The organism is Flavobacterium sp. S87F.05.LMB.W.Kidney.N (assembly GCF_004366435.1).
Taxonomy (GTDB): domain Bacteria; phylum Bacteroidota; class Bacteroidia; order Flavobacteriales; family Flavobacteriaceae; genus Flavobacterium.
On sequence record NZ_SODX01000003.1, the window covers coordinates 132,816 to 147,314 of the forward strand.

General features: G+C 33.5%; 14 protein-coding genes and 1 tRNA gene. All 15 read right to left on the reverse strand.

Annotation, left to right across the window (positions count from 1 at the left end):
- Window positions 1-1,171: 1,171 nt before the first annotated feature.
- The 15 genes from EDB96_RS09830 to EDB96_RS09900 all read right to left on the reverse strand — a co-directional run bounded on the left by EDB96_RS09830 (window position 1,172) and on the right by EDB96_RS09900 (window position 14,487).
- Complete coding sequence (locus tag EDB96_RS09830) at window positions 1,172-2,482, reverse strand: site-specific integrase (protein ID WP_134140534.1); 1,311 nt, start codon at window positions 2,480-2,482, stop codon at window positions 1,172-1,174.
- A gap of 281 nt (window positions 2,483-2,763) precedes the next feature.
- A tRNA-Ser gene (locus tag EDB96_RS09835) sits at window positions 2,764-2,848 on the reverse strand.
- A 139-nt stretch (window positions 2,849-2,987) separates the two neighbouring features.
- Entirely contained in the window at window positions 2,988-3,386 is a 399-nt protein-coding gene (locus EDB96_RS09840) for an acyl-CoA thioesterase (RefSeq protein ID WP_057119338.1), read from the reverse strand.
- A gap of 1 nt (window position 3,387) precedes the next feature.
- Entirely contained in the window at window positions 3,388-4,521 is a 1,134-nt protein-coding gene (gene ribB, locus EDB96_RS09845; RefSeq protein ID WP_057119336.1) for a 3,4-dihydroxy-2-butanone-4-phosphate synthase, read from the reverse strand.
- Window positions 4,522-4,523: 2 nt separating this feature from the next.
- The gene (locus tag EDB96_RS09850; RefSeq protein ID WP_134140536.1) at window positions 4,524-5,981 is read right to left on the reverse strand and encodes an LptF/LptG family permease; all 1,458 of its coding nucleotides are present in this window, start codon (window positions 5,979-5,981) and stop codon (window positions 4,524-4,526) included.
- Between the two features lie 8 nt (window positions 5,982-5,989).
- On the reverse strand, window positions 5,990-6,682 hold the full coding sequence (locus tag EDB96_RS09855) for a LolA family protein (RefSeq protein ID WP_243839330.1): 693 nt from the start codon (window positions 6,680-6,682) through the stop codon (window positions 5,990-5,992).
- A gap of 7 nt (window positions 6,683-6,689) precedes the next feature.
- Complete coding sequence (locus EDB96_RS09860; protein WP_057119334.1) at window positions 6,690-9,143, reverse strand: FtsK/SpoIIIE family DNA translocase; 2,454 nt, start codon at window positions 9,141-9,143, stop codon at window positions 6,690-6,692.
- Window positions 9,144-9,161: 18 nt separating this feature from the next.
- Window positions 9,162-9,536 carry a diacylglycerol kinase gene (locus EDB96_RS09865; RefSeq protein WP_095955157.1) on the reverse strand — a complete coding sequence of 125 codons (375 nt, stop codon included), beginning with the start codon at window positions 9,534-9,536 and terminating at the stop codon, window positions 9,162-9,164.
- A gap of 13 nt (window positions 9,537-9,549) precedes the next feature.
- Window positions 9,550-10,047 (reverse strand): thiol peroxidase, encoded by a 498-nt coding sequence (gene tpx / locus EDB96_RS09870; RefSeq protein ID WP_134140539.1) that lies wholly within the window; start codon window positions 10,045-10,047, stop codon window positions 9,550-9,552.
- Window positions 10,048-10,391: 344 nt separating this feature from the next.
- On the reverse strand, window positions 10,392-10,649 hold the full coding sequence (locus EDB96_RS09875; protein ID WP_008462029.1) for a DUF6952 family protein: 258 nt from the start codon (window positions 10,647-10,649) through the stop codon (window positions 10,392-10,394).
- Window positions 10,650-10,761: 112 nt separating this feature from the next.
- Entirely contained in the window at window positions 10,762-11,070 is a 309-nt protein-coding gene (locus EDB96_RS09880) for a thioredoxin family protein (protein ID WP_007805605.1), read from the reverse strand.
- Window positions 11,071-11,293: 223 nt separating this feature from the next.
- Entirely contained in the window at window positions 11,294-11,932 is a 639-nt protein-coding gene (locus EDB96_RS09885) for a peroxiredoxin (protein ID WP_057119327.1), read from the reverse strand.
- A 125-nt stretch (window positions 11,933-12,057) separates the two neighbouring features.
- Window positions 12,058-13,671 (reverse strand): glycoside hydrolase family 3 protein, encoded by a 1,614-nt coding sequence (locus EDB96_RS09890; RefSeq protein ID WP_134140540.1) that lies wholly within the window; start codon window positions 13,669-13,671, stop codon window positions 12,058-12,060.
- Between the two features lie 2 nt (window positions 13,672-13,673).
- Window positions 13,674-14,123, reverse strand: a complete 450-nt coding sequence (locus tag EDB96_RS09895) for a GNAT family N-acetyltransferase (protein WP_057119322.1) — start codon at window positions 14,121-14,123, stop codon at window positions 13,674-13,676.
- Window positions 14,124-14,145: 22 nt separating this feature from the next.
- Window positions 14,146-14,487, reverse strand: a complete 342-nt coding sequence (locus EDB96_RS09900) for a hypothetical protein (RefSeq protein ID WP_134140541.1) — start codon at window positions 14,485-14,487, stop codon at window positions 14,146-14,148.
- Window positions 14,488-14,499: the final 12 nt, after the last annotated feature.

Consider the following 14,499-nt stretch of genomic DNA (forward strand, 5'->3'; position numbering starts at 1 on the left):
TACAATCAATAAATTTAGATATTTTGCTTGTAATAGTATTTAAATTCGTCGATTTTAGAATTACTGATTATAAATATTTGATTGTTACAACAGTTAGTATATTCGTTTTCAATTTTGTCTGGTACAATAGATTAAAAGCAGCGAAAAAAATAGAGCTAAAGGAAAGGGTTCCTAAATACGGTATAGGTTTTTACAGGACATATGCATTATTTTCGGCTGTTAGTTTATTTTTAATAGTTTATTTATTGCGTTGAGATTTGATAATCTACAAGATATCATGGGGAGTGGTAGTGTTTAAAAGTTAGTATTATGGAAATTTAGATTTGTGACGTACTGAAATAGAATAATTATTATTGAAAAACAATTTAAAGATGAGCAGTAAATGCTCATCTTTTATGCTTTAATATTGCCTTAAATGAACTAAAATATATAAAAGTAACTTAGGGGTTTTTCTTTGCCGTATACAGTTTCGAACCTAAAGCCGGAAAGCCTTGATTTTCCTATGTTTATCATTTCCTAAAATCACAAGTGCCACGATTTTGCCACAAAACTCAGATTAATGATTTTTATAACATTTTATTGTAGTAATGTTTCGAACCTAGGTCTATAAGTGACAGTTGTATAGTGTTTTGCGTTGCCTTGTAAAAAAATTGCACCGATTCTGCACCCAGAATCTAGTTGATCCATTTGAATATTTTATTATGCCAAATATCGTCCTCTAAAAGTTTCGAACCTAAACTTCTTAGACCTTGATTTTGCTGAGCTTGTAGTTTTCAAAAACTCCATGCGCCAGGATTCTACCACAAAACTTAGACTGGTGAAACATATTTAATAACCGCCTTAACTTTTTGTGGCAAAAAAGGTATCACTTCCAGCCGGAAAGTGCACCGATTCTGCACCTTTAATTTTGTGAGCATTTATAAATATTGAAAACAGCCCATAAAGCAAAAAAGCCAGTAAATCATCGGATTTACTGGCTTTAAGACATTTTTTAAGGCTTTTTGAAAAGATTGAAAACTTTAAGTTTTACGGCTTTTCGGCCTTTCCGTGGGGAGAGCAGGACTGGAACCCTTGAGGTATCTTTTCAACATGTTAAAGATGCTGATGTAAGGATAAGTTTAAAATTGATAATTCTTACAAATTGGTGTATTGTTTACGTCTCATTTTAATGTTAAAGTGATGCATTTTTATATTTATTTTTAATTAATTGAATTTCTTTTTCAAGTTTTTCAAGCGTGGTTAAATCTTCTGTAGAAATCTGAGTTGTCTGCGGATTGAGTTTTTGATTTAGTAGAGACATTTCTCTTCCTATAGTTGCTTGTTCTGTTATGGCATACGCTTCTGTCTGCTTTACGGATGAGTGTCCAAGCAGTTCTTTTACTACGTTAATAGGTACATTATTGTTCAATGTTACCGTGCTTCCAAATGTGCGGCGTGCCATATGGGTGTTAAGTGGGAATGGAAACCCGCATAATACGGCAATTTCTTTAAGATAGCCATTCATTTTCTGATTAGAATAAACTGGCAGTAGAGTACCTCGTTTAATGCAGACAGGATGATTTTTATATTTTTCAAGAATTTTGACAGCGTGCGGAAGAAGTGGAATTTTTGCTGTGGAGTTCGTTTTCTGTCTTTCAGAGATAATCCACGGTTTTCCATCTACTCCGTCTTTTATATCAGCACTTGTGAGCTGATAGGCATCAATGTATGCAAGTCCCGTGTAGCATTGGAATACAAATATATCGCGGACTATATTGAGCCTTTCTATCGAAAATTGATGTGCTTCCAGTTCTGCTAATTCTTTTGCAGAGATAGGCTTTTTTACAATTTTCGTTTTTTTGCCTTTAAAGCTCTTGAATGGATCTTTTTCGATAATTTCTTTATCAATTGCTCGTATTACAATTTTTTTGAAGTTGGCAATGTATTTAAGGGATGTATTATTGCTGCATTTGCGGACAGATCGAAGGTAAAACTCAAAATCTTTTACGAATTCAAGATCTAAATCGGCAAATTCAAAATCATCAGCATTATACTTGAATTTTATAAATGTGGACACATGATTTTTGGTTATGTTAAACCTCTCCAGGGTTGCACCAGTATAGCCATTGCCAACCAGTGCCTCCAATTCATCATTATGTTTTTGAAATTCTTCAAGAACTTTTACCCTTGGAGAATTTCTTTCCATGACATGATCCATTATTTTCTGAGAGGTTATTGGTTTTCCACTGTAGAGGATCTCTGTTTTGATGTCATGGATTTTTGTGGTAAGTGAGTCCAAGAAAAAATTCAAGGATTTTGCATCTTCTTTTGTGCCTATTGCTCTCTCTGTTCTTTTGTTCCAGCGTTCAATGTCCCACTGGCGTCTGGTAGATGCTTCTTTTGGGATACCGTCTACTGTAATCCTAAAATAAACGGTTCTAATGTTACTTGCATGGCGGGGTACTTTCAAAAAGAAAATTAACCCAAAGCTGTTCTCTAGCATAATTCAACTTATTAGATTAGTAAATGTAGAATTATAACCTTATTTAAACAAGATGTAAACGTGCTTAACCCCTTTGATATCGGGACTTAAGATGAAATTTTGTGGCACAATTTTAAAATCTTAGCCTGTGCCATGAATGCGCCACGAAGATTTTGTTTGTTTTTGTAAATATTGAAAAGCGGTATAAAAGAAGAAACCCTGCAAATCGTTTGATTTGCAGGGTTTTCCGTGAATTTTAGCCTTTTTTGTAAACTTTGAAAAGTCTCATTTTAAGCTTTCAGCGGAGAAAGAGGGATTCGAACCCCCGGACCTGTTACAGTCAACAGTTTTCAAGACTGCCGCATTCGACCGCTCTGCCATTTCTCCAATATGTCGCTATCATTTCGTGATTGCGAGTGCAAATATAGTGCGCTTTTCCGATTATAAAAACTTTTTTCTGAGTTTTTTTAATATAATTTTCAAGTATCTAATTATCAGTATTTCCGAAACACGATTTTTTTGTAAATTAATCCAAATCGTCCAAAATCGGGGTCGGTTTTTTGTTCTCATCAACTGCAACAAAAGAAAAAGTTCCCGAAACTACCGTTTCGCGAAGCTCAGAATACATTTGTTCCATAAAAATATCAACATGGATTTTACAGCTGGTTCTTCCAACGCTGTCTACTTTTGCAACTAATTCGATTAAAGTACCGGCCGGAATTGCTTTTTTAAAGTCAATTTGTCCTGTAGATATTGTAACAACTTTTTTACGGCTAAAGCGTGTTGCGCAAATGAAAGCAACTTCATCCATTAAATGAAGTGCAGTTCCTCCAAATAAAGTATCATAATGGTTAGTTGTGCTTGGAAAAACGGCTTTGAATATACGTGTCTCAGATTTCTGAATTCTTTCTTCTATTGTCCCCATATTAGTAATTAACGTATTCTGTAATTTCAAGTCCGTAACCAATCATACCAACACGTTTTGTTTGCTCTGTATTCGAAACTAATCTAATTTTAGAAATATCAATATCATGAAGGATTTGAGCACCAATTCCATAGTCTTTGCTGTCAATAATAACTTTTGGAGCTTTTAATGTTCCTTGCGATTGGAGGGATTTAAGTTCTGAAATTCTGTTTAAAAGATTTACGGCGGTCATATCTTGATTGATAAATATAACAGCACCTTTTCCGTTTTCATTAATCACTTTAAACATGTCGTCTAACTGCTGTTCTGCATTATTAGTCAATGTTCCTAATAAATCATTATTTACCTGAGAAGAGTGGATTCTAGTTAATATAGGTTCTCCAGAACTCCACGTTCCTTTTGTTAATGCAATATGAATTTGTTTATTGGTAGTCTGCTCGTAAGCTCTCAAACGAAAAGTTCCAAAACGAGTTTCGATATCAAAATCTTCTTTTTTAACGATCAAACTATCGTGCTGCATTCTGTAAGCAACCAAATCTTCAATCGAAACTAATTTCAAATTAAATTTCTGCGCCACTTTTATCAATTCAGGTAAACGAGACATTGTTCCGTCTTCGTTTAAGATTTCACAGATTACACCAGCTGGTTTAAAACCTGCTAGTCGAGCAAAATCAATTGCAGCTTCGGTATGGCCTGTTCTTCTTAAAACACCGCCTTGTTTAGCGATCAAAGGAAAAATATGACCAGGACGAGCTAAATCGTGTGGTTTTGTATTAGGATCAACCAAAGCTTCAACTGTTTTTGAACGGTCGGCAGCCGAAATTCCAGTTGTAACTCCATTTCCTTTTAAATCAACAGAAACTGTAAAAGCAGTTTCCATATGATCTGTATTGTTAGTAACCATGGCGCGAAGGTCTAGTTCTTTACAACGGCTTTCTGTCAATGGTGTACAGATTAAACCGCGTCCGTGGGTAGCCATAAAATTGATCATTTCAGGTGTTATTTTTTCAGCTGCTGCTAAAAAATCACCTTCATTTTCACGATCTTCATCATCGACTACAATGATTACTTTACCTTGACGAATATCTTCTATAGCTTCTTCAATGGTATTCAGTTGTATTTTTGTTGTTGACATAATTATTGTTGCTTTTGAGCAGGTGAGAACCGCTCAGAAATTTTCTGAAATAGTTGTGAAATTGGAGTTGTAATCGCATCAAAATTAATTAATCCGTTGTCGTTTGTTGCTCTATAAGTCAAAAGAACTGCTAACGGCAATAAAATAAACGACGACATCCATGATCCCATAAAAGGAGTCATACCGCCCTCTTGTGATAATCTTTTTCCGAAAGTATTGATAAAGTGAAAAGTAATAAAGATTAAAACGGCAAAAACAATTGGAAGCCCAAGTCCGCCTTTTCTAATAATAGCACCGAGGGGAGCTCCAATAAAAAACATTAAAAAACAGGCAAAGGCAATAACAAACTTTTCGTAAAAAGCACTTAAATGTTTGTTGATTTCACGTTGTTTGTCCTTTAAATCTTTTTGAGTAGTTTCTATTGAATAAATATTACTTGTAACAGTGCTTGCAGCCATTTTTAAAATGTCTACTTGGTCTTTGTTAGAATACATTGACATAAGATCGTTAGGAAGTTGTTTTTTCTTAAAATCTTTTTTTACTGTTACTGGAGGAGCTTTTCTAATTCCGACACGCTGATTAATATTCTCTGAAAAAGAAATAATTTCGTTGTCTAAGTTTTTGTTTAATGAATCTAATGTGTATCGTAATTCATTAACATTCAACATTGCATTTGTACCAGCGATACTTTCCTTGCTGTCATCCACTTTGTTTAATTCCGATAAATCTATGTTGATGATCTGTTTTTTGAACTTTCCTTTTATAAAAGGAAGTTTAGCGCGATCTTCGTATTTTTTTGGAGTGACATCTTGATAATAATAACCATCATTTAAAATCAGTTTTAAAATACTAGACTGCTCGCTGCTTACCAGTTCGCCAGTTTTAGATTTTATAACTGTTTTGTTTTCGCCCATATTATTAGGCTTTTCATGAATGGTTACTCCTGTAAGATGATTTCCGTTTTCGCCTGTTTTTTTATTGACCTTGATATTATAGAAGCCAACATCGTTAAACTGACCCTCAGCAATCGCCATTGCAGGTTTAGCTTGTGCTATATTTTTTCTAAAGTTGACAAATTTATATTCAGCGTAAGGAATAACATTGTTAGCAAACCAAAATGCAACAATACTTAAAACGAAAATAAAAATAATTAAGACTCGCATCGCTCTCTGCAGCGAAATCCCTGACGATTTCATTGCGGCAAACTCATAGTTTTCGGCTAAGTTTCCGAAAGTCATAATAGAGGCCAATAAAACCGATAAGGGTAAAACCAGAGGTATAATACGAGGCATAGAAAAAAGCAGGAATTTCACAACCAATATTAAGTCGAGATCTTTACCTGCTAGTTCTGATATAAATAGCCATACTGTTTGAAGTATGAATATGAAAAATAAGATTACAAATACCGTAGTAAATGTAAGTAAGAATGTTTTTAATAAGTATTTGTCTAGAATTTTCAACCTTCTGATTAATCTAATTTATTGATGTAGTATTTCGGATATTTACTCGCTACAAAGGTAAATTGATTTTTTGATAAAGGCTGATTGGTTTTAAAAGAATTAACGGTTAAAGTTGTTTTTGTTCCGTTTTTTCCAGTTTCAATCAAATTATAGATGTGTTTTGTCTGAACATCAATACCTAAAAGAATTTCTTTTCTTTGGTCTTTTCCAGTAGTTGGTACTAGTTTAATGTATTGAATTTTTCTTCCTTTTACGTTTTGTACAATATCCATATTGTATTTATAACCAGAATTAAAGAAAGTAAGCATTTTTGAAGGAGTGATAGCATTATCATCTTTCTCGTTCACTTTAGAAACTGTAACTTCTTCGTCTTCAGGAACAATAGTGTATGTTTTTTGTCCGTCAAAAATTTTAGTAACCCCCATGAAATTTAATACATATTGGTTGCCTTTCATGGTAACATTTCCTTTACTGTCTTGATTGATATTTTCTTTGGCATTGTTCAAAGAGTATTTAAAATCAATAACAATATTATTGTAGCTTTTTATTTTAGAAGTTACTTCGTTCAATAAATCTTTAGCTTTTTTATCTTGAGCCTGAACAGAAGTGAAGCTCAAAAGCAATATAGCTGCCATTTGAAAACATCTTTTGGTCATGTTTGTGATAGAATTGTTGTTGATTTCTTGAATTTTTGCTTTCATGATTGGATTAATTTTGTTCATTGTTAAAAAATTGATCAAGAGCATTTAAATCTAAGATGTTTACACTGCGTGCTTTACTGCCTTCGAACGGACCAACGATTCCTGCTGCTTCCAGTTGATCGATCAAACGACCGGCTCTGTTGTATCCTAATTTTAATTTTCGCTGCAATAAAGAAGCTGAACCTTGCTGCGCATTGACAATAATCTCTGCCGCTTCTCTAAATAAAGTATCTCTTTCAGAAATATCTATATCAAGATTAATGCCACTTTCTTCTCCAACAAACTCTGGAAGCAAATAAGCTGTAGCATACGCTTTCTGGCCTCCAATAAAATCTGTAATTTTTTCAACTTCTGGAGTATCTATAAAGGCACATTGTACACGTACTACATCATTTCCATTGGTATATAATAAATCTCCACGTCCAATTAACTGATCGGCTCCTTGGGTATCAAGAATTGTTCGCGAGTCAATTTTAGAAGTTACCCTAAAAGCAATTCTCGCTGGGAAATTGGCTTTAATTAAACCTGTAATAACGTTTACAGATGGTCTTTGTGTTGCAATAATTAAGTGAATTCCGATCGCACGGGCTAATTGTGCTAAACGGGCAATAGGAATTTCGACTTCTTTTCCAGCTGTCATAATCAAATCGGCGAACTCATCGACAACCAGAACGATATAAGGTAAAAATCGGTGGCCAGCTTCTGGATTCAATTTTCTGGATTTGAATTTTTCGTTGTACTCTTTAATATTACGAACCATCGCATCTTTTAGTAAAGAATAACGATTGTCCATTTCCACACAAAGTGAATTTAAAGTATTTACAACTTTTGCATTATCTGTAATGATAGCATCTTCTGTGTCTGGAAGTTTGGCTAGATAATGTCTTTCTATTTTATTGAAAAGAGTAAGCTCTACTTTTTTCGGATCGACCAAAACAAATTTTACCTCTGCAGGATGTTTTTTGTATAATAATGAAGTTAAAACCGCATTTAATCCAACAGATTTTCCTTGTCCCGTTGCTCCAGCCATCAATAAGTGAGGCATTTTGGCTAAATCGACAACAAAAGTTTCATTCGAAATGGTTTTTCCTAAAGCAATTGGCAGTTCCATTTCAGCTTCTTGGAACTTCGCTGCTCCAATAACACTTTTCATAGAAACCATAGTTGGATTCTTGTTTGGAACCTCAATACCAATCGTTCCTTTTCCTGGAATTGGCGCAATAATACGAATTCCTAATGCAGATAATGATAAGGCAATGTCATCTTCTAAACTCTTAATTTTAGAAATTCTAATTCCTGCTTCAGGTACAATTTCGTATAAAGTTACCGATGGTCCAACGGTTGCTTTAATCTGCGCAATTTCAATTTTGTAATTACGAAGTGTATCTACAATTTTGTTTTTATTTTCTTCTAATTCCTCTTGATTAATTGTAATTCCGCCAGTCGAATATTCTTTTAATAAATCGATGGTTGGGAATTTGTAATTGGATAAATCCAAAGTTGGGTCAAATAATCCAAAATCGGCAACTAGGCGAGAAGCTAAGTTTTCTTCAATAATATCTTCTTCTTCCGCTTTTTCAATTACAAACGCTTCATCAGGAGAAACCAGCGGTAATTCCTGTTTTGGAGTAATTGGTTTTAAAATCGGATTCAATTCAATTTCTGAAGAATGAGAAATAGTTGGTTTTAATGCTTCTTTGTTGATTTCAAATTGAGAATCGACAGTTTTGATATGAATATCATCTAAATCAGGATCTTTTTCTGGTTCTTCAACGGCAAATTCTTCTAAATTATAAGCGCTTTCTGGCTGTTGAACAGCAGGTTTTAAAGCATCTAATTCTGATTTGAATTCTTTTTTAGTAGAATCAAAATACGATTGAATTTTTTCTGGAGATAATTTGATTTTGAAAATCAAATATACAATTAACCCAAAAAGCAGTGTAAGCAAAGTGCCAGTTTTTCCGATATAATCTTGCAGGAATAAATTTAGTTCGTAACCAATTGTACCGCCTAATTCTGGTGCAGAAGTAGCAAAGAAACCAAATAAAATAGAAACAACTATGATAGCAAAAATATCCCAAAACCAAGTATTTTTTAGTTTTTGGGTAGAAAGTTCTAATGCTAAAAACATTCCAGTAAGGAAAAATAAACGTACAAGAATGAAAGAGGCGATTCCAAAACCTTTGTAAATAATCAAATCTGCTAAAAAAGCTCCAAATTTTCCGAGCCAGTTCTCAGCAACTTCTGTACGGTCGCCAAGCTGGTCTACAACACTTTGATCATTCTGCCATTGTCCATTAACATAAAAAGAAATAAATGCCACTAATAGTGCAATAGAAAAAAGAACCAAAAGACATCCTAAAACAAATTTTTGTTGTTTAGATATCTTAAAAGATCTTTTATTTCCTTCCTGTTTGTCGTTTTTTTTATCTACAGTTTCTTTTTTGCTAGTTTTTGCCATTCTTGCGTTTCCCTTTGCCTAAATAAATTTTGGAATATAAATAATCAAGCCTATTGCTATTGCAGTCATTGCAGCAAAAAATACTGCCCCTGCAGCAATATCTTTGATAAAACCGATCCTTTTACTGTAATCGGGATGAATAAAATCGGCAATTTTTTCAACTGCCGTATTTAATCCTTCAACACTTAAAACCAAACCAATTGCCATTGTTTGACAAAGCCATTCGGTTTGTGAAATATGAAAATAGAACCCCGCAATGGTCATAATAATTCCCAATGAGAATTGAACCATAACGCTGTGTTCTGTTTTAATCAATTTTACAGCTCCTTTAAAAGCATAAGTTACGCTCTTTAATCGACCTGTAACAAAAGTATTATCTTTTTGAAACTCCATTTAAGGGAAAATATTATAGTGCTGCTAAAGCTGCTTCGTAATTAGGTTCGTTTGCAATTTCAGCAACTTGTTCTGTGTGAACGATTTTTCCATCAGCATCAACAACAATAATTGCTCTTGAATGTAAACCAGCTAAAGGTCCGTCAACGATTTCTAAACCATTTGCTTTTCCAAAATCACCAGTTTTAAAATCAGATAAGTTTACAACATTTTCTAAACCTTCAGCACCACAAAAACGTTTTTGAGCGAAAGGTAAATCTCTAGAAATACATAAAACAGTAGTGTTGTCTAATCCGCTTGCACTTTCGTTGAATTTTCTAACAGATGCAGCACAAGTTCCTGTGTCAACACTTGGAAAAATGTTTAAAACTAATTTTTTGCCAGCGAAGTTACTTAATGAAGCAACAGATAAGTCATTTTGAACTAATTTGAAGTCAGCTAATTGTGATCCAACTGCTGGTAACTCGCCTGATGTATGAACTGGATTTCCTCCTAATGTGATAGATGCCATGATTTTTGTTTAAAATTAATGAGGCTCAAAAGTAAGGATTAATATTTGAATCTAAAAGTATTTGTTAGGGGTTTAAGGAGAGATTAAGGAGGTGAATTTTTATCTGGCTTTTCTCATAGATTGAACCCCGATGACACGGATTTGCTTACGCAAAAATGCGGATCTAAGCGGATTTTTTTCTTTTTACTATTAAGTAGGAAACAACAAAATTCGTTTAGATCCGTGACTTTACGAAGTGAATCCGTGTCATCCGCGTGCCATTTGACACAACCAAAAAAAAGCGTCTCTAAAATAGAAACGCTTTCTCAGTCATGTTTTTTTTTTTTTGTGATATAGAGGCCGATTTATTTATCGATAGAACCTAAAACACGTTTCATGAACGTATTTAGAGCTTCTTTTTTATCTGTTCCTTGAGCAACCAATTTTTGTACTTCAAGGGCACCGTACATATTCGAAATCAATTCACCAATCACGTCTAATTCTTCATCTTTAAGAGAAGGAATTTCAGTCATCGCTTCCAAAACTTCGATCGTTTCGATAATATAATCTTGATCGTTTTCTTCGATAAATTGCGTTAAATGCTTTATTACGGGTAATTTCATAATTTTAGACTTCTTAGATTTTTAGACATTCTTAGACTCCTTAGACTTTTTTAAAGTTTGTAGACAACTTCTAAGAAGTCTAAAAATCTAAGCCAGTCTAACTAATCTAAATTTAAGCAATTGCGTTAACTAAATCGATTAAAACTTCTTGTTTGTTGGTTTGAGTTTCGCCAACTAATTGTCCGTTTACGAAAGTTGCAAATGTAGGCAGGTTGCTCACATTAGCTAATTTTCTTGATTCTGGAGAGTTTTCTGCATCAACCAAAACAAAAGTGATAGCTTCATTTTCTGTTGCTAATTTTTTGAATTTTGGTTTCATAATACGGCAATTTCCACACCATGAAGCTGAATATTGTACTACTACTTTTTCGTTTTTAGCAACTAAATCTGCTAACGTATCTTCGTTTAAGTCGATTAACATAGTTTTTTATTTTAAGACACTAAGTTGCTAAGGTTCTAAGAGGCTAAGTTTGCTCTCGAACCGAATAACTTTGTGTGGATTTATTTGATTTTTTTTAAGTCGTTGAGATTCTAAGATCTAAGTTTAATCTTAGAATCTCTTGACTTTTATTGTAGAATTGTATTTAAGATTCAAAAGTTAAGTTAAAAAACTTAGCATCTTAGAACCTTAGTATCTTAGCAGCTTAATTAGCGCTTAAGTATTCAGCAGTACTAACTCTGTCTGCAGACATAGCTTCTTTACCAGCTTCCCAGTTTGCAGGGCAAACTTCACCTTTAGTTTGAATGTGTGTGTAAGCGTCAACCATTCTTAAGTATTCGTTTACGTTACGTCCTAATGGCATATCGTTTACACTTTCGTGGAAGATTTTTCCAGTTTCGTCAATAAGGTAAGTAGCTCTGTAAGTTACGTTTGAACCTTCGATGATAACTGAATCAGTATCTTCGCTGTAGCTTGTAGATTCGATATCAAGAATACCTAAAATGTTAGCTAAGTTACGGTTTGTATCAGCTAAAATTGGGTAAGTAACACCTTCGATTCCACCATTGTTTTTTGGAGTATTTAACCAAGCAAAGTGAACTTCATTTGTGTCACAAGAAGCACCAATTACGATAGTATTTCTTTGCTCAAATTCTGGTAATGCAGCTTGAAAGGCGTGTAATTCAGTTGGACATACAAAAGTAAAATCTTTTGGGTACCAAAATAAAAGTACTTTTTTATTGTTGTTTACTGCTTCTTCAAAAATGTTGATTTTTAAATTGTCACCCATTTCTGAGATAGCATCTACTGCAATACTTGGGAATTTTTTTCCTACTAAAGACATATTTTTCGTTTTACGTTAAAAATTTATTTCTGGTGCAAAAGTAGGGCATAAGTACAGGTACTTACAATAAGATGTGATTATTAATATTTATAAGTTGATAGTATTTGATTATTAAGAACTGTAAGTTATTGGATATCAATATTTACAGGAAGAGTCCCATTGCAAGGAATATTTTCTAAAAATTGATTTCCTGCTGTTTTTTGAAATTCGTTAAAATCCTGATACGCCTGAATCAGCCCTGAAGCCTTTTTTAGATTCGGAATTATGGGCAAAACGTAGGGATTTCCGAAAACATAAACGATACATTTTTTGGTTTGAAGCAAATCTGAAAGCAGCGCTAAAACTTCATCGTCAATTTCAAAATTATTCATAGGTTTTGCCTTTGGAACAAATAATGAAATAATAATCGTTTCGAAATTTTCAAGTTCTTTTTTGATTGATGAAATATCAGAAACTTCTAAATTTTCAAAAGCAAATTCTGGTGAAGGTAATTTTGAATTTAAAGTTTTGAAAAAAGTATTTTCATTATTTTTATATAAACTTAATTTCGCTAATTGATTGTTTTTCTGTGCGTCAAATGCTAATTCTGTATTTGAATTATCTATAATTTTTGTAATTGAGTTTCCTGCAATTTCAAGATTTAATTTTGATGCACTTTCGAAATTTAACTCACCAGCAGTAAAAGTATTTTCAGAAAGAATTCCAGCTTTTTCTTTTGCTTTCATGATTCGGTTGAAGCTTTCTTCGATTCTTTCTGGTGAAGCATTTTTTAGAATTTCTTCAATTCCTTCAGGAACATTTTCCGCGAAGCATAAAACATCATTTCCAGCGTTAAAAGCTTCCCATTCTAAATGTCCTTTTGTTTCATATAATTTTGAAACGCTGTGCATATTTAAAGCATCAGAAATTACCAAACCGTCATAGCCTAATTTATCACGCAAAAGATCTTGAATAACAGCTTTTGATAATGTTGCAGATGTGTCTTTTCCATCATTTAAACTCGGAACCGCCAAATGACCAATCATAATCGAATCAACATTATTTTCAATTCCCTTAATGAATGGATACAATTCGTTTTCTAATAATTCTTCCAAGGTTTCTTTTAAAACCGGAAGTCCTAAATGCGAATCAACATTGGTGTTTCCGTGTCCAGGAAAATGTTTAAGGCAACCTAGAACGCCAACTTCTGACATTCCCTTTAAATATTCAACTGCAAAATTGGCTACTTTTTCTTTGTTTTCACCAAAAGAACGATAACCAATAACAGGATTATTTGGATTATTATTGATGTCTGCCAAAGGCGATAAATTATATTGAATTCCAGCAGCTTTTAAATCTAAACCAATTTGTTTTCCAACTTCGTAAATTAAATTTGATTTATTTTCAGGCAATGCACCAAGCGTAATGGCATACGGATATTGAGGTGTTTTTTCAATTCGCATTGCCAATCCCCATTCTGCATCAATACTGATTAAAAGCGGGGTAGAAGCCGCTTTTTGGTAACGAACAATTAAGGCTTTAATTTTTTCGTAACTGTCATCGTTAAATACAACTTTCTTTTTACTTTCATAGTTTGTTGCAGCGCTTGCACGACTGTGAAAAAAGGTTAATCCGCCAATATTGTGTTCTTTAATAAGGCGTTCGGTTTCCTGAATGTTTTCTTCTGTGTCGTTGATAAAAACAGCAGGAAAAAAGAATTGTCCCACTTTTTGTCGTAATGCTTGAGCTGTCATTTTCATTATTATAAAGTCTTTTTCATACAGACGCTGTTATCCATCTTTTCATAAGGAGGATAATTTGGAATTATGCTGTAATTTAATTTTTGATATAAGTTAATAGCTTCCGGCTGATTTTTGCCAGTTTCGAGAATGGTGTAAGTGTAACCAACTTCTTTTGCCCAGATTTCTAATGCTGCTAAAACAGCAGATGCAATTCCTTTTTTTCTGTGATCAGGACGAACGTACATTCTTTTGATTTCTGTTGTTCCTGGTTCTTTTTCTCGAAAAGCGCCACAGCCAACAGGAATTCCGTTTTCGTAATAAACAATCGTATGTTTTATTTTATCGGTTTTATTAAACTGATTGTAAAACGCATGATCTTCTCCGTCTCTAATCGCTAAATCCTGATCTAATAAAACAACCAGATTTATAAAATCAATATCGTCTGAGTTTGTTCGTTTTAAGGTAATCATGATTTTGTGTAAAAAAGTAATTTTATTTCAATTTCGCTTTCTTTTGTTTAGCCAATTGTTTTTGGGTTTCAAGAGCTTTTTCCAATCTATTTTTAAAACGGAAAAGCTTTGGCAGTCCTTCAAGTCGGTCTTCAATGGTAATTTCTTCGTAAACGATAATGGCTTTTTCTAAAACTCGAATTTCATTTTCCAGATCATTTTGGTTTTTGTAGATTGTTGCTAATCGATCGTACGGGTGATTTCCTTTAAAACCTTCTGCAGCATTTTGTTCATACAACTCAATTGCTTTGTCAAGATCTCCGGTTTTTTCGAACTCAGCTCCTTTCAGATTGCGTTCGGCCTGCAAATTTTCATTGATTTCCATATATAAAAGTTT

What these genes read in the sequence shown, in the direction of transcription:
- EDB96_RS09830 (WP_134140534.1), bottom strand. Translation starts at nt 2,482, where the DNA reads ATGCTAGAGAACAGCTTTGGGTTAATTTTCTTTTTGAAAGTACCCCGC.
- EDB96_RS09840 (WP_057119338.1), bottom strand. Translation starts at nt 3,386, where the DNA reads ATGGGGACAATAGAAGAAAGAATTCAGAAATCTGAGACACGTATATTC.
- ribB (WP_057119336.1), bottom strand. Translation starts at nt 4,521, where the DNA reads ATGTCAACAACAAAAATACAACTGAATACCATTGAAGAAGCTATAGAA.
- EDB96_RS09855 (WP_243839330.1), bottom strand. Translation starts at nt 6,682, where the DNA reads ATGAAAGCAAAAATTCAAGAAATCAACAACAATTCTATCACAAACATG.
- EDB96_RS09860 (WP_057119334.1), bottom strand. Translation starts at nt 9,143, where the DNA reads ATGGCAAAAACTAGCAAAAAAGAAACTGTAGATAAAAAAAACGACAAA.
- EDB96_RS09865 (WP_095955157.1), bottom strand. Translation starts at nt 9,536, where the DNA reads ATGGAGTTTCAAAAAGATAATACTTTTGTTACAGGTCGATTAAAGAGC.
- tpx (WP_134140539.1), bottom strand. Translation starts at nt 10,047, where the DNA reads ATGGCATCTATCACATTAGGAGGAAATCCAGTTCATACATCAGGCGAG.
- EDB96_RS09875 (WP_008462029.1), bottom strand. Translation starts at nt 10,649, where the DNA reads ATGAAATTACCCGTAATAAAGCATTTAACGCAATTTATCGAAGAAAAC.
- EDB96_RS09880 (WP_007805605.1), bottom strand. Translation starts at nt 11,070, where the DNA reads ATGTTAATCGACTTAAACGAAGATACGTTAGCAGATTTAGTTGCTAAA.
- EDB96_RS09885 (WP_057119327.1), bottom strand. Translation starts at nt 11,932, where the DNA reads ATGTCTTTAGTAGGAAAAAAATTCCCAAGTATTGCAGTAGATGCTATC.
- EDB96_RS09890 (WP_134140540.1), bottom strand. Translation starts at nt 13,671, where the DNA reads ATGAAAATGACAGCTCAAGCATTACGACAAAAAGTGGGACAATTCTTT.
- EDB96_RS09895 (WP_057119322.1), bottom strand. Translation starts at nt 14,123, where the DNA reads ATGATTACCTTAAAACGAACAAACTCAGACGATATTGATTTTATAAAT.
- EDB96_RS09900 (WP_134140541.1), bottom strand. Translation starts at nt 14,487, where the DNA reads ATGGAAATCAATGAAAATTTGCAGGCCGAACGCAATCTGAAAGGAGCT.